Source organism: Pseudooceanicola sp. HF7, from assembly GCF_011806405.1.
Classification (GTDB): domain Bacteria; phylum Pseudomonadota; class Alphaproteobacteria; order Rhodobacterales; family Rhodobacteraceae; genus Pseudooceanicola.
Map to the genome: position 1 here is coordinate 1 of NZ_JAATOW010000016.1, position 18,736 is coordinate 18,736.

Here is an 18,736-nt window from a genome sequence, read left to right on the forward strand (position 1 = left end):
GAAGGTCACGTTGGGCAGATCGCCCAGCCGCGCGACCATCTCGCGCCGCAGCAGCCAGTTGGGAAGGTTCCAGCCAAAGGGCTTGTCCGAGATCTCTGCGGCGTTGAAATCCTTGATCGCGCGGGCTTCCGGTTGCGGCCCGCCGGCATCGATGATGCGCATGATCTGGAGCGGCGCGGCATGGGGCGCGAGGCGCTCCCAGAGGCCGGCTTCTTCCAGCAGGGCCTGGGCGGGTTGCAGGAAGGCGGTGGTGCGCAGATCCGCGCCCGCCGCAGCCTGCGAGGTCACGGGCGGCATGGGATCAAGGCAGAGCACGGCGTAGCCTTCGGCCCCGAAGAGGCAGGCGGCGGTCAGCCCCGCCACCCCGCCGCCGGAGATCACGATGTCATAAGTCCCTGTCATCTTTCACCCTTTCAGAACGCCCTTCAGCCCCGCGTCAGCAGGATCAGGACCACGAACATCACCGGCACCGTGGCCAGCGCCGTGATGCCGAGGGCCACCAGCCCCCATGTTTTCACGGCCAGGATCATCGCGGTCACGAAGATCAGCGCGGCATAGCCGATATTGCCGAAGAAGTCCCGTTGCAGATCCCGGAGGATCCACCCGAGGACGGGAATGTAGTGCCAGGCGCGGCGGGGGAACTGTGCGGCGTCGGTCATGAGCTTTCCTTTATCCTGCTTTTGCAGGAAATGGGGTGCCGCGCCCTTCGGGTCAAAGCGACATCCGGTCGCTCAGACAATCCCGCGCAGGAAGCCGCTGAGGTCTGCGGTGGAGTAGTGGACATAGTCCGCCTCGACCGGATCGTCGGAGACATGGACGCAGCGCAGGCCCATGGCATGGGGCTGGGCCAGGTTGCGGGGGTCGTCTTCGAACATGGCCGCGCGGGTCGGGTCCAGCCCGTCCATGGCAAAGATCGTCTCGTAAGCCTGGCGTTCGGGCTTGGGCAGGAAGTCCGCGTGCTCGATCCCGTAGATCGCGTCGAACAGTCCAGAGAGCCCGCGGGCCTCAAGCACGCGTTCGGCATAGGGGCCCGAGCCATTGGTATAGACCACCCGGCGCCCGGGCAGGGCGCGGATATTGGCGGCCAGGTCCGGGTCCTTCTCAAGGTGGGTCAGGTCGATCTCATGCACTTCGGTCAGGTAGGGCAGCGGGTCGACGTCATGTTCCCGCATCAGCCCGGCCAGGGTGGTGCCGTGGTTGTGCCAGTAATCCCGGCGCAGCTGGTCGGCCTCTGCCTGGGTGGTGCCGAGGGTGCGCATCACCCAGTTCGTCATGCGGACCTCGATCTGGTCGAAGAGCCGCGCGGAGGGGTGATAAAGCGTGTTGTCCAGGTCGAAGACCCAGGCATTCACGTGGGAAAAGGCATCTTTTGTCATGCGGCGGAGGCTATCCCTGCGGTGCGGCCGCCGCAAGCCGCCTTTGCTTGCCTGAGGGGGCACTCTCGCCTAGGGTGGCGGAACCTTGGAAGGAACCTGCACGATGGCCAGTAAACCCCCGCAGGGTGACGCATATTCCCTGATCCTGGAGGCGATAGACGTTGGTCTGTATCGCCCCGGTGACAGGCTGGTGGAAAGCGAGCTGGCCGAGCGGTTCGGCGTGTCGCGCACGCCTATCCGGGAGGCGCTGCAACGGCTTGAGACCCAGGCGCTGCTGACCCGCGACGGGCGCTCGCTGATCGTGGCCTCGCTGGATCACAACCAGCTGGCAGAGCTTTACGTGGTGCGCGCCGAGCTGGAGGCGCTGGCCGCCCGGCTGGCCGCGCGCCATGCCACCGCCGAAGAGATCCGCGTGCTGCAGGACATGGTGGAGGAAGACCACAAGCACCTGGGCGATCCGCCCGCGCTGAGCCGGGCGAACCGGCGCTTTCACCACCAGATCCATCTGGCATCGCACAACCGCTTCCTGGTGCAGCAGCTTGACCTGGTGCATCGGTCGATGGCGCTGCTGGCGACGACCTCTCTTGCGGCGGAGGGGCGGGACAACGATGCGCTGGTCGAACATGACGCCATCGTGCGCGCCATTGCCGCGGGGGATGCGGACCGGGCGGCGACCTCCCTGCGCACCCATATCTCAAAGGCCTTCGTGACCCGGCTCAAGCTGGACGCGGCGCGGGATGACGGCGGGATCTGAGCGGGCCTGAAAAAGGCGCGCTATCCGAGAGCCGGATCAGGCAGCCTTGCGCGGCTGGTCGGCCTGGGCGGGGGGCGCGACGGGCAGCTTGCCATTGCCGGCAGAGATCCCGTGCTGGGTCTTGTCCCAGTAAAAGGGGCAAACGATCATCTCGTAAAGCGCCTTGTAACAAGCCAGGCAGCCCAGCGGGTAATAGAAATGCAGGCTGGGCACCCAGGGCCAGAGCCCGCGATGACCGGAGCGTTGCAGCCCGATCACCCCGAGCGCGAAGTTCAGGAACTCCGACAGGATGAAGAAGCTGGTGCAGGTCAGCAGCAGGGCGCGCGGCACCAGGTCCTCCATCGGGTGGGGCAGGCCCAGCATCAGCAGCCAGAGAGACCACAGCAGCGGTGCCAGCATGAATTGCGACAGGGCAGAGATGAAATGCGCCTGGAAGCCCAGGAAGCGCCAGGCGCCCATCTGGCGCAGGCTTTCCAGCGGGCGGCGCATGTGCACGAGGTAGGTGACCATGTAGCCCTTGAGCCAGCGCGAGCGTTGCTTGACCCAGGGCAGCCCGTGGCAATTGGCCTCTTCCCCCGTCGTGCTTTGCAGGATCTCCGTGCGGTAGCCATGACGCACCAGCCGGTAGCCCAGGTCTGCGTCCTCGGTCACGTTATGGGCATCCCAGGCGCCCATCGCCTCTAGCGGGGCGCGGCGCAGGAAGACCGTGGTGCCGCCCAGCGGGATCGCGAAGCCCAGCCGGGTGAGGCCCGGCAGCACCACGCGGAACCAGCTGTTGTATTCCGCCGTGAAACAGCGCGAGAGCCAGTTCTGGGTCGGGTTGTAGAAATCGAGCGCGCCCTGCAGGCAGGCGACCTCTGGCGGGGCATCGTTGAAATGGGCCGCGACCCGGCGCAGCTGGTCCGGGTCTGGCGCATCCTCTGCGTCGTAGATGCCGATGACCTCTCCCCGGCAGAAATCGAGCGCGTAGTTCATGGCGCGCGGCTTCGTGCGCGGGAAGCCGTCCGGAACAATTACAACGCGCATCCAGTTGGGCAGCTGCTGGGCGGCGACCACGTCACGGGTGACCTGGTCCGTTTCCTCAAGCACGAGCACCACGTCCAGGTTTTCCTTCGGGTAATCAAGGCGTTCCAGGCGGCGGATCAGCTGCTCCGCGATCCGTCTTTCGCGGAAGAGCGGCGCCAGGACAGAGATCACCGGCAGCGCCGTGCCGGGCGGCGGGATCGCTGGCGGGGCCGAGGGCGGGTTGAGGACGCTGGCCAGCAGCGCGCTGCCCTTCAGCGCCACGGCGCAGAGCAGCGTCAGCACCGCCCAGCCGGTGATCGCCAGCATCACATGCCCCGGCCAGAGCAGGGTCAGCAGGGCCAGCGCCGCGATGGCGAACCCGGTCAGGTAGAAGCGCCGCCGGTTCACCTGCCAGGTCCGGCAACTTTCATCCGGAGAGACGCGCTGGGCCATGGCCCGTGTCAGGCGGGGGCGGTGCCTTTCGGCAAGGTAGTCGTGGATCGCATCGCGCGAGGCGATGACGGGGCGCACGGAAATGCGCAGCACGGGCGCATTGGTGCGCAGCTTTGCCAGCGGATTGGCGCGCCGGCTGAGGGCCGCGGTGATCTCTGGAATGAGGCTCAGGAAATCCTCGGGACGGGCGGTGGCAAAGACCAGGTGATCGCGTTCGATCTGGTAGGGCAGGATCTGGTTCCTGAGAAGAAAGTCCGGATCGAAGATCTCTTGCAGGTAATCAAGCGGGGGGGTCTGATCCAGGTGCACGATCTCAAGCCGGAGCCTGCGCGAGAGGCTTTCGAGCAGCGCATCCTCTGTCAGGCGCCCTTCGGCCCAGTCGCGGCGCAGCACCCGAATGCGATCCCCGTAATCGGAGCCCTGGCGCTGTTCCGGCACGAAGGAGACCGCCGCTTCCTGGAAGCTGAAGATCCGGTGCGGATCCTGTCCGTGCGGCAGCGAAGGCCACGGGGGTGTCTCCCCGAAATCCTTCCGCCCGCGCGGATGCAACGCCATGACCCAACCCCGTGTAAAGCTCAACATGAACTGTCGGGCTGGGAGGTTAAGCTGCGGTTAATAATTGTTTATCGCAAGTAGAATGCGCCGGAAATGACGCTGAAGCGCGTCATATCCGGCCCGAAACGATAGAGCTGACCCTGAGACCGGTTGGAAACCGGCCTTAACCTGTCAGGAGCTGACCTTGTCCATCGAAGCGGCAAAGCGTTCGAACAGGTAGAAGCTGTCCTGCGGGCCGGGGCTGGCCTCCGGGTGGTGCTGGACAGAGAAGACCGGGCGATCGGTCATGCGGATGCCGCAGTTGGAGCCGTCAAAGAGCGAGACATGGCTTTCCACCACGCCCTCGGGCAGGGTCTGGCTGTCCACGGCGAACCCGTGGTTCATCGAGGTGATCTCAACCTTGCCGGTGAAGACATCCTTGACCGGGTGGTTGGCGCCGTGGTGGCCGTGGTTCATCTTCACCGTCTTGGCCCCAAGGGCCAGCGCCAGCATCTGGTGACCCAGGCAGATGCCGAAGATCGGCATGTCGGATTTCGCCATGACTTCCTGGATCATCGGCACGGCATATGCGCCGGTCGCGGCGGGGTCGCCGGGGCCGTTGGACAGGAACAGGCCGTCGGGATTGTGGGCCAGCACCTCTTCCGCGGTGGCAGAGGCGGGCAGGACGGTCACGTCGCAGCCGGCAGAGGCCAGGCAGCGCAGGATGTTGCGCTTGGCGCCGTAGTCGATCGCCACGACCTTGTGCCGAGCGTCCGTCTGGCGGGTGAAGCCATCGGGCCAGGCCCAACGCATCTCGTCCCAGCGGTAGCTTTGCGCGCAGGTCACGTCCTTGGCCAGGTCCAGCCCGACAAGGCCGGAGAAGGCGCGGGCGCGGGCCACCAGGTCCTCAAGATCGAAGATGCCGTCCGGATCGTGCTGAAGCGCGGCATGGGGCGCGCCCCGGGCCCGGATCACGCGGGTCAGGCGGCGGGTGTCCACGCCACCGATGGCGATGCGGCCGCGGCTGGCCAGCCAGTCGCCCAGCTCACCGGCGGAGCGCCAGTTGGAGGGTTCGGTGGGGTCCCATTTCACCACCATCCCGTTGGCGACGGGATCGGCGGTTTCGTCATCCTCGGCGTTGACGCCGGTGTTGCCGATATGGGGGAAGGTGAAGGTGACGATCTGACCGGCATAGGAGGGATCTGTCATGATCTCCTGGTAGCCGGTCATGGCCGTGTTGAAGCAAAGCTCCGCCACGGTGATGCCGGTCGCGCCGAAGCCTTTGCCGTAAAAGATGGTGCCATCGGCAAGTGCCAGGCAGGCGGTCGGTTTCTGTCCTTGGGGAAGGGGCATGGGCATCGACTCTTCTGGGGATCAAATTGGCGCATACCTATTGGGCAGGCGGAGGAGGGTCAAGGCCCCATGGCTCTTGTTTTGCTGGCCGCAGGGGCGGGCGAGGGCGCGCGCTGCTGCGATGCAGCGACGTTGCGGCGCGGTCCTTGTCCCGGTTGGCCGCATTGGGTATTGTGTGCACTTGCCACAACATCCGGGATAGATGTGAAATGCAGCTAAGGGAACAAGTCAACGCCGCGATCAAGCGGGCGATGAAGGATCGTGCGAGCGAGCGTCTTTGCACGCTGCGCCTGATCAACGCCGCCATCAAGGATCGTGACATTGCCGCCAGGGGGGACGGCAATGACGAGGGCGTCGGCGAAGGCGAAGTGCTTGCCATACTGGGCAAGATGACGAAACAGCGCCAGGAAAGCGCCCGCGCCTACGAGGAAGGCGGGCGGATCGACCTGGCCCAACAGGAACTGGATGAGATCAAGGTCATCGAGGAATTCCTGCCCCGACAGCTCAACGAGGACGAGGTGCGCCGCGCGATCGAGGAAGCGATTTCCACGACCGAGGCGAGCTCGATCCGGGACATGGGCAAGATCATGGGCCACCTGAAGTCCCGCTACACGGGGCAGATGGATTTCGGCGCTGTCGGACCGCTGGTCAAGAAGCGGCTGGCCTCCTGAGCGGGGCCCGCCGCGGGCGGCGCTGAGGGGGCGCCGCGCACGGGCAGGAGAGCCCGGACATCGAAAGCTCCAGACCTGGAAGCCCCGGTGCGCCATTGGCCACCGGGGCTTTCGCTTTTTGGCAGGCTGTCCGGTGTCGGCAGGGGCGGGTGGGCGCTGGAACCCCGTGGCAGGCCAAGGGGTTGAACCAGATTACCGAGACCGCAAACCCAGAGGAGGATCCGGGATGAAAGCGAAGTCAAAGGCACAGCAGCGCGCCGCCGGGGCAGCCCTTTCCGCCAAGCGCGGAGAGACCAAGCCATCCGAGCTGCAGGGGGCGTCCCAGGAGATGTATGACACGATGAGCGAGGAGGAGCTGGAAGACATGGCCAGCACCTCGCTGAAGGGGCTGCCGGAAGAGGCGGATTAAGCCCCGCCCACTCAGTTTCTGCCGCCCGCTTGCGTGGCGCGGAAGGCGCGCAGCAGTTCGGGGTAAAGGCGCTTGCGCTCGTCCTCTGACAGGAAGGCGCCGATCTCCACCTCGCGGCCATTGCCGCGCAGGGTGATGTACTGCGGGACCGGCCCTTCGGTTTCGTAAAGACGGACCTCCACCCAGTAGGGGTTGGCCTGCCAGTCTCCGTGCTTGCCACGCGGCCCGTCGCGGGTGAGGCGGCAGAGGTCAGGGGTGAGGGTCAGCACCTCTGTCACCTCGCCGTCGCGGTAGGACCGCTGAAGCCCCCACCAGAGCGCGGCCAGCGCGGCCATGGCAAAGGGCAGCAGGCCCCAGAGCACGCGGGTGCCGATCATGGTCATCACGGGCAGCGTGACCAGCATGAAGAACAGGAGAATCACCACGGCGAATCCCCGGCGCGGCAAGGAGCGGTGCGGGGTGAGGGTGAGCTCTGTCTGGTCCTGCCAGCGGTAGGGCAAGGGGGCCTCTTGTGCTTTCGGAAGGTGGTGAGGGTGGGGCCCCCCGGGGCGCTGCCCCGGACCCCGGAGTTTCAGGGCAAGAAGAAGAAAGTTAGGCGGCCGGTAGAAGTGAGGCTGCCGGAGGTGGTCCACCGGAGGTGGTGCAAAAGAAAAGGGGCGCCGCTGTGGCGCCCCTTCCCGATGTCGGTCGCGGGATCAGTGGGCGTGGCCCTTGTCCCAGTCCTCCTGCTTCGGAAGCTGCTCGAAGGTGTGTTCGGGCGGCGGGGAAGGCAGGGTCCATTCCAGCGTGTCGGCGTATTCGTTCCAGTAGTTGTTCTCGGTCACCTTGGCGCCGCGGAACAGCGAGTAGAACATGATGCCGAAGAAGAAGAGGAACGAGGCGAAGGACAGGAAGGCGCCCATCGAGGACCAGTAGTTCCAGACGGCGAAACCTTCCGGGTAGTCGATGTAGCGGCGCGGCATGCCCTGGCGACCCAGGAAGTGCTGCGGGAAGAAGGTGAGGTTCGCGCCGATGAACATCATCCAGAAGTGCAGCTTGCCGGCCCATTCGGGGTATTGGCGCCCGGTCATCTTGCCGAAGTAGAAGTAGATACCGGCGAAGATGGCGAAGACCGCGCCGAGCGACATCACGTAGTGGAAGTGCGCAACCACGTAGTAGGTGTCATGGTAGGCCCGGTCGACGGGTGCCTGGCTGAGCACCAGGCCGGTCACGCCGCCCACGGTGAAGAGGAACAGGAAGCCGAAGGCCCAGAGCATCGGCGTCTTGAACTCGATCGAGCCCTGCCACATCGTCGCGATCCAGCTGAAGACCTTCACGCCCGTCGGAACGGCGATGACCATGGTGGCCATCATGAAGTAGCTCTGCTGCGTCAGCGACAGGCCCACGGTGTACATGTGGTGCGCCCAGACGACGAAGCCCAGCACGCCGATCGCGATGATCGCCAGGACCATCGGCAGGTAGCCGAAGATGGGCTTGCGCGCGAAGGTGGAGATCACGTGGGAGATGATGCCGAAGCCGGGCAGGATGATGATGTAGACCTCGGGGTGACCGAAGAACCACAGGATGTGCTGGTAGAGGATCGGATCCCCGCCGCCTGCCGGTTGGAAGAAGGTCGTGCCGAAGTTCCGGTCGGTCAGCAGCATGGTGATCGCGCCGGCCAGGACGGGCAGGGCCAGGAGGATCAGCCAGGCGGTGACGAAGACGGACCAGGCAAAGAGCGGCACCTTGAACAGGGTCATGCCGGGGGCACGCATGTTCAGGAAGGTGGTGATGATGTTGATCGCGCCCAGGATCGAGGAGGCACCCGAGACGTGGACGGCGAAGATCGCCAGGTCCATCGAGTAGCCGCCTTCGTTGGTCGACAACGGCGGGTAGAGCACCCAGCCGACGCCAGAGCCAAGCTGGTCATTGCCGCCCGGTGTCAGCAGCGAGCAGACGCCGAGCGTCAGGCCGGCCACGTAGAACCAGAAGGACATGTTGTTCAGCCGCGGGAAGGCCATGTCCGGTGCGCCGATCTGCAGCGGCATGAAGTAGTTGCCGAAACCGCCGAAAAGCGCGGGGATGACCACGAAGAACATCATCAGGACGCCGTGGTAGGTGATCATCACGTTCCACAGATGCCCGTTCGGGGTACATTCTGCTGCGGATGGCCAGAACCGTGCGCCTTCGAGGCACATGAACTGCACCCCGGGATGCATGAGTTCCATCCGCATGTAGACGGTGAACATGACCGAGATCAGGCCGGCGACCGCGGCCACGACCAGATAGAGGATCCCGATATCCTTGTGATTGGTAGACATGAACCAGCGGGTGAAGAACCCCCTGGTATCCTCGTGCCCGTGGCCATGAACGGCTGCGTCGGCCATGTCGTGCCTCCTGCTAGAGTTGAGCGGGCGGCGTGACGGGGGTCTCCTCCCATGCGCCCGAAATCACGAGCTTTCTAAAAGACGGGATCATGCGGGGCAATGGCCGCATTTGACGCAGATCAAATTATTTTGTCGCAGGGGTTGTCCCGGTGACCCGAAAAGCACTCGCGCAGGGGGACTTGCCGTAGGGGTGGTCGCTTTCGCGGCGGCTGAGTGGTGCGGCGGACTGGGGCGGGCGGTGCGGCGAGTCGGGCGCGCGGGGGCGAGATTCGCTCCTGCCAGGCCGATCTGCGGGGCGGGCCCGTTCGTTGGCCCGCGCCGCTGCTGTCGTCTCAGCTGGGGTCGTCGGAGAAGGTCGCCAGGAAGGTGGCGATATCGGCCTGGTCCTTGCGCGACTTGAAGGTCATCTTCACCTTGGCGGAGGGATCATCCAGGTATTCGCGCAGGAAGGCGCGGGGATCGGTGATGTATTCAGCCAGGTTTTCCTCGTTCCAGACAAGGCCCGCTTCGCCGGCCCGCACCAGGTCCGCACCGTAGCGGAAGTCCTCGGTGCCGGCCTGGCGGCCGATCACGCCGTAGAGGTTGGGGCCAGTGGGGCCGCCGCGCACGAACATCTCTTCCGCAGAGGCGATCTTGTGGCAGGACTTGCACTGGCGGAAGGCGGCCTCTCCGGTCGCGGCATCGCCGGCAAGCGCCGGTCCGGTTGCGCCAAGCGCGAGGGCCAGGAGCGTGAGTTTAATCCGTTGGTACATGGTGGTCTCCCTGCGGTTCCGGGTTCGCCTCCGTCTTAACGCCTTGGGGGCGCGGGCCGAAAGGGGGCGGGGGCGGCATCATTGTCGCAGGGGCACCCCCCAACGACTGTCGCCGCGGGCGCTCAGTCCGTTTGTGCCAGGTCGGGGAAGGCGCGGGAGAAGGTCGCCATCAGCGCATTGTCGAGGTCCTCGATGGTGACGGGCAGGCCAAGGTCGACCAGGCTGGTCACCCCCTGGTCGGAGATCCCGCAGGGCACGATGCCGGAGAAATGCTCCAGATCCGGTTCCACGTTGATCGAGATGCCATGGAAGCTGACCCATTTGCGCAGGCGGATGCCTATGGCGGCGATCTTGTCTTCGCGCGGGGTGCCATCGGGCAGGGGCGCCTTTTCCGGGCGGGGCACCCAGACGCCGACGCGCCCTTCGCGGATCTCTCCGCGCAGGCCGAATTCGCCCAGGGTGTCGATGACCCAGCCTTCCAGCGCCTTGACGAAGGCGCGGATGTCACGCCCGCGGCGGTTGAGGTCCAGCATCACATAGGCCACGCGCTGGCCCGGACCATGGTAGGTATATTGCCCGCCGCGCCGTGCCTCATGCACCGGGAAGCGGCCGGGATCTGTCAGATCTTCCAGCCGGGCAGAGGTGCCGGCGGTGTAGAGCGGGGGGTGTTCCAGCAGCCAGATCAGCTCTTCCGCCTCGCCGGCGGCGATTCGCTCGACCCGGTCTTCCATGGTGGCCAGCGCCTCCTGGTAGTCCACGAAGCCGTCGCTGATGATCCATTCGACCATGATTTCAATATCCTGCCGCGCTGCCGTTAATTGTCTGTAAATTCATTCCCCGACGTAACTTCCTGTAGGGATCTGCTTGGTACTTCCGACCCGGGATCGTCAGCCAGGGAGTTTTCGGGATGCCAACCAAGTCCGTTGCAGGGGTCGTTACGGCGGCCCTTATTGCCACCGCACCGCTGAGCGCACAAGCCAATGACGTGGGCGCAGCGATCATCGGCGGGATCATCGGCGGCGCGCTTCTGAACGGGGTGCAGCGGTCGACGCAGCCCAAGCGCAGCTATTCATCGACCCAGCGGTCCTCCAACACGGCCGCGCGGGCTGCCAACCGTGAGACGCAGACGGCCCTGAACTACTTCGGTTTCGAGGCCGGGACAGCGGATGGCGTGCTGGGGTCGCGGTCGCGCCAGGCGGTGTCTCGCTACCAGGTGCTGATGGGCTACCCGGCGACGGGGCGATTGCAGTCCGACCAGCGCCAGCACCTGATCAGCTCCTACCAGCGGGCGCAGCTTGGCGGGCCGGACGTGGGGCGCATCCTGCGCCGCGATCCGCGCGGGGTGCAGGGGCTGCTGGTTGTCTGGCGCGATGAGAAGCTGGGCATCCGGCCCGGCGGCACGCGGGCGGCGGCCAGCCTGAGCGGCCATGGCGGCTATGGCTACGCGGGCCTGCCGATCGAGGTTTCCGACGCCATCGACGAGATCGCCGACAGTGCCGAACCCTCTGCCGAACAATTGCTGCAGCGCGCCGGGTTCATAGTCACCCATGACGTCAACGGGGACGGGATCAACGACTACCTGCTGGATACCTCTGTCACCGGCTCCAGCTTCTGGTGCGGGCAGACGGAATGCACCGCGCTTCTGTTTACCTCCACCGGGAACAGCGCGCAGGGCAACAGCTACCAGCGAGCGCAGTACCAGTACCGGCTGAACGCGCAGCGCAGCAACCGGATCGAGGTCGCGATGTTAGATTGCGACCGCACCCGGTGCGAGCTGAACGATCCGCTGCTGATGCAGGCGGGGCAGGGGGCGCCTGCGCTGCCGGAGGTGGTGCCGCAAGTCGCGCCGCAGCCGACGCTGCCGGTTTTCGCCACCGGCCCTTCACGGCAGGCGGCCCCGTCGCTGGCCAGCTATTGTTCCAAGATCAACCTGCTGACCACCTCCAACGGGGGCTACATGACTGCCGCCACCCTGCGGGACCCCAAGGTCGCCCTGGGTGAGCAGTTCTGCCTGGGCCGCACCTATTCCATCGCCCGCGGCGAAGAGATGGTGGCGGCGATCCCCGGCGCGACCCAGCCGCAGGTAGAGGCGCAATGCGATGCCTTCGGCCCGGCGGTGCGCAGCTACGTGGATATGCTGGCGATCAAGCCCGCCGCAGAGGTGCTGGGGCAGGTGCAGGGATTCGTTCTGAGCTCCGGCATGACGCTTGAGCAGCTTCAGACCGCCGGAGAGATCTGCCTGTTCACCGGCTACCGGCGCGACAACATGCAGGTGGCGCTTGGCGCGGCGCTGGTGCTGGTGGGCACGGGCAAGACGCCTTACGCGGAGCTGGTGGGGCATCACCTGGGCCAGGGCTACGGCGCGCCGGCCTCTGTCGATCGGGCGCGGGGCTGGTACGACATGGCGCTTGCGGCGCTGGACGGCGGGGCGACGCCGGTGGTCATGCCGGGCGATGCCGGCCGGGTGGAGCTGTTGCGGGTGGCCCTGGGCGGCGACCAGGCAGAGGTGAAGCCGGTGCCAGCCTCTGGCCTGCCGAGCTTCTCCCTGGAATAAACCTTTGAGGACAAGGGTTTGGAAGGAGCTTCGGGCGATCTGTCTGCCGGTCGCCCGGCGCGGTTTGCGCCTACGCAAAAACCGCCCCCGAAAGGCGCAAAATTTTTCCGCCAAAGCGCATTTTGTCCTTTTCAAGCTTCGCCGCACTCTGTAGAAGCCCGCTCACGCCAACCGGTCGTTTGCAAGAATGACCGATTGACAGATGCGGTCGTGGCGGAATTGGTAGACGCGCAGCGTTGAGGTCGCTGTGGGGTAACACCCGTGGAAGTTCGAGTCTTCTCGACCGCACCAAACTCTCTCTCAGAGATACGGTCCCAAGATGGTCCGGACGTCAGTCCGGACCGGGCCGCTGGCTGATCCCCCCTCATGATCCCTTAAGCGCTCTTTGCGCCGCTAGCAGGCTGGCCCGATTTGCGCGCCCCGATGCGGCGGCGTTGCCGGGACCGCTTGTGGCTGCATCCGCCCAGGCTGCAGGCGTCCTTGCAGGGCGGGGCAGGGACTGCGCAGGATGCAACCCCGCTATCGCAGGCCCGGGGCTTGCGTTATCGCCGGCAGCGTTGAAAAGAGAGGCACGCGACCTGACTCTTCCCCCGTCCTCCACCCTGCCGGGTCGCCTTCAGTCAAAATCGATCTTCACCGGGTCCGGCCCGCGGTCCGCAGTGGCGGTCGCGGCAGGGCAGGCTCCGGACCGATCCACAGATGTGGCGGCCCGACCCGCCCGCGGAGCGACATTATGCAGAGCACCCAGAGCGGCGCCCGCCCCGGCCTTGTGATGCTGGCCCTGGCCATGGGTGGCTTTGCCATCGGCGTGGCCGAATTCGCCACGATGAGCATCCTGCCCTATTTCTCGGCCGATTTCGGCGTCAGCGAGGCCGAGGCCGGCCATGCCATCAGCGCCTATGCGCTTGGCGTCTGCCTGGGCGCGCCGCTGGTCGCGCTGCTGAGCGCGCGGCTGCCCCGGCGTACGCTGCTGGTCAGCCTGATGGCCTATTACGCGGTGATCAACGGGATGTCGGCGCTGATGCCGGGCTGGGGCGGTTTTGCCGCGACGCGTTTCCTGGCCGGTCTGCCCCATGGCGCCTACTTCGGCGTTGCGGGCCTGATGGCGGCCTCTCTTGTGCCGCGGGGCAAGCGGGCGCAGGCCGTGGGCCGGGTCATGCTGGGGCTGACGGTAGCCACGGTGCTGGGCGTGCCGCTGGCCAATATCTTCGGCGCGGTGCTGGGCTGGCGCTGGACCTTTGCCATCGTGACCGTGCTGGCGGCGACCTGCGCCATCATGGTGCATTTCCTGGCACCCCGTCTGCCGGCGGCCGAGGATGCCAGCCCGATGCGGGAACTGGCAACGCTGAAGCGGCGCCAGATCTGGCTGACGCTGGCCATCGGCGGCATCGGCGCGGGCGGCATGTTCTGTGTCTACACCTACCTCGCCTCCGTCATCATGCTGCATGCCGGCGGCAGCGAGGCCGTCGTGCCGATCATGCTGATGATCTTCGGCATCGGTATGACCATCGGGCAATTCGTCTGCGGCTGGGCTGCGGACAAGTCGATCATGGGCGCGGCCTTCTGGGTTCTGGTCGTCAACGCGCTGATGATGCTGGCCTTCTGGGCCGTGGCCGGGAACCTTTGGCTGATCGCGCCGGTGCTGCTGGTGATCGGGATCACAGGCGGGCTGAGCACGATCCTGCAGACCCGCCTAATGGACCTGGCTGCCGATGCGCCCACGCTCTCTGCCGCGCTGAACCATTCGGCCTTCAACTTCGCCAATGCGCTTGGCCCGATGCTGGGCGGGCTGGCGCTGATGTCCGGCGCGGGCTGGCCCTCGGTTGGTCTGGTGGGCATGGGGCTGTCCCTTGCGGGGCTGGTGATCTGGGCCGTGGCCGTGCTGGGCGATGTCCCCCGCAAGAGCGCGCTGGCCGGCTGATCCGGGCTGAACAGGGGCAGGCGCCGGCCCCTGCGGGCGCCGTCTGCCATCTGCCCTCTGCCCTCAGCTCGCCGGGGGTTGCATTCACCCCGGCTTTTGCCAAGTGTCGGGGGTCCCGCAAGCAACGAACCGAGGCCCCCGAAAATGCCAGCCGACATGCCCCAGACAGAGGATGTTCTGACCCCGATCCTGAACGTTGAACGGATCGAGGAGGATTTCTATCGCGGGATCGCCACGCCCGGCGGCCAGGGGCGCAGCTTCGGCGGCCAGGTGATCGCCCAGGCGCTGATGGCAGCCACCCGCACGGTCGGGGACGACCGGCGCAACCATTCCCTGCACGTCTATTTCATGCGGCCCGGCAATGCGGCCGAACCTGTCCTTTACCGCGTGTCGCGCGACATGGACGGGCGCAGCTTTGCCACCCGCCGCGTGGTGGCGATCCAGTCCGGCAAGCCGATCCTGAACATGGCGGCCTCTTTCCAGGTCCAGGATGGCGGGGTGTCCCATGCGGATGCCTTCCCCGAGGGGATCACCCCGCCCGAGGATCTGCCATCTGACCGGGATCTCGCACGCGAGCACCTGGAGCGCCTTGGCCCGCGGGCAGAGCAGATCCTGACCTCTCCCCGCCCGATCGAGGTGCGCCCGGTCGGACCCTGTCCGCCCTTCGACCTGACCCCGCGCAGCGGCACGCAGTACCGCTGGATCCGCACCTGTTTCCCCATGCCGGACGATCCTCAACTGCACCGAGCCGCGCTGGCCTATACCTCTGACCTGGGGCTGATCCAGACGGCGCTGACCGTGCATGGCAAGGCCTGGAACGATCCCGGCGCCAAAGTGGCCTCGCTGGATCACGCGCTTTGGATCCACGAGGATTTCCGCATCGATGACTGGCTGCTCTACGCGATGGACAGCCCCTGGTCCGGCAATGCGCGCGGCATGACCTTCGGCAAGATCTTCGCGCGGGACGGTCGCCTGATCGCCTCTGTCGCGCAGGAAGGCATGATCCGCGTCGCCGAGTGACGCGAAAAAGGTGACGAAAGAAAATGGGCGCGGCGGGACAGACCCGCACGCGCCCGGACATTTCTGAAAGGCATTGCCTGAAAAGGGACAGCGCCTCTTTGCCAGTCCTCTGTGACAGGGCAATGACGGCCTGCGGTTTGGCGCGTGCGTTCTGGTCGGTCCTAGCGGGCGGTGCCCAGGGGCAGGCGTTCGACCAGGTGGAAGCGGCCCTCTGGGTCCTCTCCGGCCAGGCACAGGCTTTCGATGCGGAAGGGCGCGGGCAGGATCGGCGGCAGGATGGCGGCCAGGGCAGCTTCGGTGGCCTCTGCGTCTTCTGCCGGAAGCCCGCCGCTGAGGGTCAGGTGAAAGCGGAATTCATCCATCACGTAGGGGTAACCCCATTGCTGCAAAAGCTCTTCCTGGCGCTCCGAAAGCCCGGCCTTGCGGCGGCGCGCCAGCTCTGCCTCTGGCGCGGGGGCACGGAAGGGATCGAGGCCGCGCACCATGGAGCCCGCCAGAGAGGCCAGCGGCCCGGTATCGCCCTGCGGCGTCAGCGCCAGGAAGCGCCCCAGCCGTTGCAGGCGCAGCCCCGGCAGTTCCACCGGCGTTTCCGAGGCGCAGAGCGCCCGCGCGGCCCCCATAAGATCGCGCGCGCTTTGCCCCTCAGCCAGCCGGAAGGGCGGCTTGATCGTGCCGTGAAAGCCATACTTGCGCGGGGTCTGGGTGATCTCCGACAGGGGGCGGGGCAGGCCGGGCACCTCGGGGTGGGCGCAGGGCTGCCCGCTGGCGGCATCCCAGCCCAGCCATGCGGCACCGAAATCGGCCAGCGGGCCGGGCTCGGGCATGTAGTAGATCGCGAAGCGGGTGAAATCCTGCATGGTCTTTCCTTTCAAACTGGCCCTGCTCTTACCGCGACGCAGGTGACAGGCAAATGACGCGGCCTCGCGCACGGCGTGAAGATGCGCAGCGGTGATCGGTCGCAGGTTCACAATTTCTTGCGCAAGGACCCGCCGGGGCAGGGCGCGCGCCCCGCGTGCGGGCCGGCAGCGCCCCTGGCAAAAGGGCCGTGCCGCGCGCCCCGTGCCCAGGCGGCTGGCAGGCAGGAGACCGGGTGTTAGGCAAAATCACCCCCCGCCCTTGCAGGCCTTCCAGACGATCACTAAGACTCTCTTAGGGTCTGATCGCTAGGGATCGGATATAACATCAAGGGCAGGGCGAAATGAAAGATCCAGTCGACTTTTACATGAATAATCTGGTGCCCATGGTCGTCGAGCAGACCAGCCGTGGCGAACGGGCCTACGATATTTTCTCGCGCCTGCTGAAGGAACGGATCATCTTCCTGTCCGGCCCGGTGCATGATGGCATGTCCAGCCTGATCGTGGCGCAGTTGCTGCACCTTGAGGCTGAGAACCCGTCCAAGGAAATTTCCATGTATATCAACAGCCCGGGCGGTGTCGTGACCGCAGGCCTGTCGATCTACGACACCATGCAGTACATCAAGCCGAAGGTGTCGACCCTGGTGGTCGGCCAGGCGATGTCCATGGGCTCTCTGCTGCTGGCAGGCGGTGCTGAAGGCATGCGTTTCTCGCTGCCGAATTCGGAAATCATGGTCCACCAGCCCTCTGGCGGCTACCAGGGCCAGGCGACCGATATCCTGATCCACGCAGAGCATACGAAGAAACTGAAAGAGCGTCTTAACCGTATCTACGTCAAGCATACGGGGCAGAGCTACGAGGCCGTTCTTGAAGCGCTTGAACGCGACAACTTCATGTCGGCAGAGGAAGCCAAGGATTGGGGCCTGATCGACGAGATCGTCGAAAGCCGTAGCGGTATCGATGGGGCTGCCGAGTAATTCGGCCCCTCCCCCTGCTCCCTTGGGGCAGGGGGGCTTGGGACAACTTTGGCGTTGTCCCCCCGCATGGGCTGCCCTAGTCTGTCTGGCATGCTGCGGGGCCCGGCCCCGGATGCGCGAAACGTGAAGCGCAGGTAAGGCCCCCAGGGGCGAAAGGTGAACTGAAGATGGCGACGAATTCCGGCGGAGACAGCAAGAACACGCTTTATTGCAGCTTCTGCGGCAAGAGCCAGCACGAGGTACGCAAGCTGATCGCGGGACCGACCGTGTTCATCTGCGACGAATGCGTTGAGCTCTGCATGGACATCATCCGTGAAGAGACGAAATCGACCGGACTGAAGAGCTCCGAAGGCGTACCGACGCCCAAGGATATCTGCGCCGTGCTTGACGATTATGTCATCGGCCAGAAAATGGCCAAGCGCGTGCTCTCTGTCGCGGTGCACAACCACTACAAGCGGCTCAACCACTCGGCCAAGTCCGGTGGCGATATCGAGCTGGCGAAATCCAACATCCTGCTGATCGGCCCCACGGGCTGCGGCAAGACCCTGCTGGCCCAGACGCTGGCACGGATCCTGGATGTGCCCTTCACGATGGCAGATGCGACCACGCTGACCGAAGCCGGCTACGTGGGCGAGGATGTTGAGAACATCATCCTCAAGCTGCTGCAATCGTCCGAATACAACGTCGAGAAGGCGCAGCGCGGCATCGTCTACATCGACGAGGTCGACAAGATCACCCGCAAGTCCGAGAACCCCTCGATCACCCGCGACGTGTCGGGCGAGGGCGTGCAGCAGGCGCTGCTGAAACTGATGGAAGGCACCGTGGCCTCCGTTCCGCCGCAGGGTGGCCGGAAGCATCCGCAGCAGGAATTCCTGCAGGTGGATACCACGAACATCCTGTTCATCTGCGGCGGTGCATTTGCCGGCCTGGACAAGATCATCGCGCAGCGCGGCAAGGGCTCTGCCATGGGCTTCGGCGCCGATGTGCGTGACAACGATGCGCGCGGCGTGGGCGAGATCTTCCAGGACCTCGAACCCGAGGATCTGCTGAAGTTCGGCCTGATCCCGGAATTCGTCGGCCGTCTGCCGGTTCTGGCAACGCTTGAGGATCTGGACCAGGATGCGCTTGTCACGATCCTGACCCAGCCGAAGAACGCCCTGGTCAAGCAGTACCAGCGCCTGTTCGAGCTTGAGAGCGTGGAGCTGACCTTTACCGATGACGCGCTGAAGGCCATCGCCAAGCGCGCGATCGAACGCAAGACCGGCGCCCGTGGCCTGCGCTCCATCCTTGAGGACATCCTGCTGGACACGATGTTCGAACTGCCCGGCATGGCCGAGGTCGAGGAAGTCGTGGTCAACGAGGAAGCCGTGACCGCAGAGGCCGCGCCGCTGATGATCTACGCCGATGCCAAGAAGGAAGGCGCGACCGCGGGCTGAGCCCCGGACGCGTTTCCCCGGCGGCTGCCGGCCCAAAGGAATCAAGAGCCCCGCTTCGGTGGGGCTTTTCTTTTGGTGGGGGCGGGGCCTTGCCCGCACCGCTCCGCCCGCTGCGCGGCCCGTTGGGCTGTGGGGCCGGGCATATTGATCAAATCGGCGGTATTCCGGGCATTTGACCCGGGGCAGAGCCGCGCTGCCCTCTGGACCTTCAGCCCCGGATGCGCCATATCAGGGACAGCAAGTATCGGAGGCTTCGATGGGCATTCTGCACTCTCTTTTTCGGGCTGCGTCTTTTTTTTTT

The 18,736-nt window shown here is 65.6% G+C and carries 18 protein-coding genes and 1 tRNA gene; 9 read left to right on the forward strand and 10 right to left on the reverse strand.

Translation table 11 applies throughout. The features are described 5' to 3' along the window. From HCZ97_RS10905 to HCZ97_RS10915, 3 genes are all read right to left on the reverse strand, one after another. On the reverse strand, nt 1-402 hold a 402-nt coding region (locus tag HCZ97_RS10905), incomplete at its 3' end, for an FAD-dependent monooxygenase (RefSeq protein WP_175581707.1). 23 nt (nt 403-425) lie between these two features. Next, complete coding sequence (locus HCZ97_RS10910) at nt 426-659, reverse strand: hypothetical protein (RefSeq protein WP_167688752.1); 234 nt, start codon at nt 657-659, stop codon at nt 426-428. A 72-nt stretch (nt 660-731) separates the two neighbouring features. Then, entirely contained in the window at nt 732-1,376 is a 645-nt protein-coding gene (locus HCZ97_RS10915; protein ID WP_167688753.1) for a pyrimidine 5'-nucleotidase, read from the reverse strand. Nucleotides 1,377-1,479: 103 nt separating this feature from the next. Here HCZ97_RS10915 and HCZ97_RS10920 point away from each other — a divergent pair, with 103 nt between their 5' ends. Next, the gene (locus tag HCZ97_RS10920; protein ID WP_167688754.1) at nt 1,480-2,130 is read left to right on the forward strand and encodes a GntR family transcriptional regulator; all 651 of its coding nucleotides are present in this window, start codon (nt 1,480-1,482) and stop codon (nt 2,128-2,130) included. A gap of 36 nt (nt 2,131-2,166) precedes the next feature. Here HCZ97_RS10920 and HCZ97_RS10925 read toward each other — a convergent pair whose 3' ends face one another. Both HCZ97_RS10925 and carA read right to left on the reverse strand, forming a co-directional pair. Continuing rightward, nucleotides 2,167-4,143: a glycosyltransferase gene (locus HCZ97_RS10925; RefSeq protein ID WP_167688755.1), complete on the reverse strand. Its 1,977-nt coding sequence runs from the start codon at nt 4,141-4,143 to the stop codon at nt 2,167-2,169. Nucleotides 4,144-4,314: 171 nt separating this feature from the next. Further along, entirely contained in the window at nt 4,315-5,475 is a 1,161-nt protein-coding gene (gene carA / locus HCZ97_RS10930) for a glutamine-hydrolyzing carbamoyl-phosphate synthase small subunit (RefSeq protein ID WP_167688756.1), read from the reverse strand. Nucleotides 5,476-5,684: 209 nt separating this feature from the next. Between carA and HCZ97_RS10935 the strand changes: the two genes are divergently transcribed. Both HCZ97_RS10935 and HCZ97_RS10940 read left to right on the forward strand, forming a co-directional pair. Next, nucleotides 5,685-6,146: a GatB/YqeY domain-containing protein gene (locus HCZ97_RS10935; protein ID WP_167688757.1), complete on the forward strand. Its 462-nt coding sequence runs from the start codon at nt 5,685-5,687 to the stop codon at nt 6,144-6,146. Nucleotides 6,147-6,372: 226 nt separating this feature from the next. Then, nucleotides 6,373-6,555, forward strand: a complete 183-nt coding sequence (locus HCZ97_RS10940; protein WP_167688758.1) for a DUF3008 family protein — start codon at nt 6,373-6,375, stop codon at nt 6,553-6,555. An 11-nt stretch (nt 6,556-6,566) separates the two neighbouring features. Here HCZ97_RS10940 and HCZ97_RS10945 read toward each other — a convergent pair whose 3' ends face one another. The 4 genes from HCZ97_RS10945 to lipB form a co-directional block, all read right to left on the reverse strand. Then, on the reverse strand, nt 6,567-7,055 hold the full coding sequence (locus HCZ97_RS10945; RefSeq protein WP_167688759.1) for a DUF2244 domain-containing protein: 489 nt from the start codon (nt 7,053-7,055) through the stop codon (nt 6,567-6,569). 195 nt (nt 7,056-7,250) lie between these two features. Next, nucleotides 7,251-8,921, reverse strand: a complete 1,671-nt coding sequence (gene ctaD, locus HCZ97_RS10950; RefSeq protein ID WP_167688760.1) for a cytochrome c oxidase subunit I — start codon at nt 8,919-8,921, stop codon at nt 7,251-7,253. Between the two features lie 332 nt (nt 8,922-9,253). Beyond that, a complete protein-coding gene (locus tag HCZ97_RS10955) occupies nt 9,254-9,673 on the reverse strand; it encodes a cytochrome c family protein (protein ID WP_167688761.1) in 420 nt (139 codons plus the stop codon). A 122-nt stretch (nt 9,674-9,795) separates the two neighbouring features. Then, nucleotides 9,796-10,470, reverse strand: a complete 675-nt coding sequence (lipB, locus tag HCZ97_RS10960; RefSeq protein ID WP_368484359.1) for a lipoyl(octanoyl) transferase LipB — start codon at nt 10,468-10,470, stop codon at nt 9,796-9,798. Nucleotides 10,471-10,580: 110 nt separating this feature from the next. On the opposite strand from lipB, the gene HCZ97_RS10965 reads away from it, so the two are divergent. The 4 genes from HCZ97_RS10965 to HCZ97_RS10980 all read left to right on the forward strand — a co-directional run bounded on the left by HCZ97_RS10965 (nt 10,581) and on the right by HCZ97_RS10980 (nt 15,168). Then, nucleotides 10,581-12,227: a peptidoglycan-binding domain-containing protein gene (locus tag HCZ97_RS10965; RefSeq protein WP_167688763.1), complete on the forward strand. Its 1,647-nt coding sequence runs from the start codon at nt 10,581-10,583 to the stop codon at nt 12,225-12,227. 204 nt (nt 12,228-12,431) lie between these two features. Next, nucleotides 12,432-12,518: transfer RNA gene (locus HCZ97_RS10970), tRNA-Leu, on the forward strand. Nucleotides 12,519-12,960: 442 nt separating this feature from the next. Next, nucleotides 12,961-14,148 carry an MFS transporter gene (locus HCZ97_RS10975; RefSeq protein ID WP_167688764.1) on the forward strand — a complete coding sequence of 396 codons (1,188 nt, stop codon included), beginning with the start codon at nt 12,961-12,963 and terminating at the stop codon, nt 14,146-14,148. 156 nt (nt 14,149-14,304) lie between these two features. Continuing rightward, on the forward strand, nt 14,305-15,168 hold the full coding sequence (locus HCZ97_RS10980) for an acyl-CoA thioesterase II (RefSeq protein WP_254871476.1): 864 nt from the start codon (nt 14,305-14,307) through the stop codon (nt 15,166-15,168). Nucleotides 15,169-15,329: 161 nt separating this feature from the next. Here HCZ97_RS10980 and HCZ97_RS10985 read toward each other — a convergent pair whose 3' ends face one another. Then, a complete protein-coding gene (locus tag HCZ97_RS10985) occupies nt 15,330-16,025 on the reverse strand; it encodes a DUF1045 domain-containing protein (RefSeq protein ID WP_167688766.1) in 696 nt (231 codons plus the stop codon). Nucleotides 16,026-16,366: 341 nt separating this feature from the next. Here HCZ97_RS10985 and HCZ97_RS10990 point away from each other — a divergent pair, with 341 nt between their 5' ends. Then, nucleotides 16,367-16,999 (forward strand): ATP-dependent Clp protease proteolytic subunit, encoded by a 633-nt coding sequence (locus tag HCZ97_RS10990; RefSeq protein ID WP_167688767.1) that lies wholly within the window; start codon nt 16,367-16,369, stop codon nt 16,997-16,999. 167 nt (nt 17,000-17,166) lie between these two features. Next, complete coding sequence (gene clpX, locus HCZ97_RS10995; RefSeq protein WP_167688768.1) at nt 17,167-18,435, forward strand: ATP-dependent Clp protease ATP-binding subunit ClpX; 1,269 nt, start codon at nt 17,167-17,169, stop codon at nt 18,433-18,435. Nucleotides 18,436-18,736: the final 301 nt, after the last annotated feature.

What these genes read in the sequence shown, in the direction of transcription:
- HCZ97_RS10965 (WP_167688763.1), top strand. Translation starts at nt 10,581, where the DNA reads ATGCCAACCAAGTCCGTTGCAGGGGTCGTTACGGCGGCCCTTATTGCC.
- carA (WP_167688756.1), bottom strand. Translation starts at nt 5,475, where the DNA reads ATGCCCCTTCCCCAAGGACAGAAACCGACCGCCTGCCTGGCACTTGCC.
- HCZ97_RS10925 (WP_167688755.1), bottom strand. Translation starts at nt 4,143, where the DNA reads ATGGCGTTGCATCCGCGCGGGCGGAAGGATTTCGGGGAGACACCCCCG.
- HCZ97_RS10920 (WP_167688754.1), top strand. Translation starts at nt 1,480, where the DNA reads ATGGCCAGTAAACCCCCGCAGGGTGACGCATATTCCCTGATCCTGGAG.
- HCZ97_RS10935 (WP_167688757.1), top strand. Translation starts at nt 5,685, where the DNA reads ATGCAGCTAAGGGAACAAGTCAACGCCGCGATCAAGCGGGCGATGAAG.
- HCZ97_RS10990 (WP_167688767.1), top strand. Translation starts at nt 16,367, where the DNA reads ATGAAAGATCCAGTCGACTTTTACATGAATAATCTGGTGCCCATGGTC.
- HCZ97_RS10975 (WP_167688764.1), top strand. Translation starts at nt 12,961, where the DNA reads ATGCAGAGCACCCAGAGCGGCGCCCGCCCCGGCCTTGTGATGCTGGCC.
- clpX (WP_167688768.1), top strand. Translation starts at nt 17,167, where the DNA reads ATGGCGACGAATTCCGGCGGAGACAGCAAGAACACGCTTTATTGCAGC.
- ctaD (WP_167688760.1), bottom strand. Translation starts at nt 8,921, where the DNA reads ATGGCCGACGCAGCCGTTCATGGCCACGGGCACGAGGATACCAGGGGG.
- HCZ97_RS10980 (WP_254871476.1), top strand. Translation starts at nt 14,305, where the DNA reads ATGCCCCAGACAGAGGATGTTCTGACCCCGATCCTGAACGTTGAACGG.
- HCZ97_RS10955 (WP_167688761.1), bottom strand. Translation starts at nt 9,673, where the DNA reads ATGTACCAACGGATTAAACTCACGCTCCTGGCCCTCGCGCTTGGCGCA.
- HCZ97_RS10915 (WP_167688753.1), bottom strand. Translation starts at nt 1,376, where the DNA reads ATGACAAAAGATGCCTTTTCCCACGTGAATGCCTGGGTCTTCGACCTG.
- HCZ97_RS10910 (WP_167688752.1), bottom strand. Translation starts at nt 659, where the DNA reads ATGACCGACGCCGCACAGTTCCCCCGCCGCGCCTGGCACTACATTCCC.
- HCZ97_RS10940 (WP_167688758.1), top strand. Translation starts at nt 6,373, where the DNA reads ATGAAAGCGAAGTCAAAGGCACAGCAGCGCGCCGCCGGGGCAGCCCTT.
- HCZ97_RS10985 (WP_167688766.1), bottom strand. Translation starts at nt 16,025, where the DNA reads ATGCAGGATTTCACCCGCTTCGCGATCTACTACATGCCCGAGCCCGGC.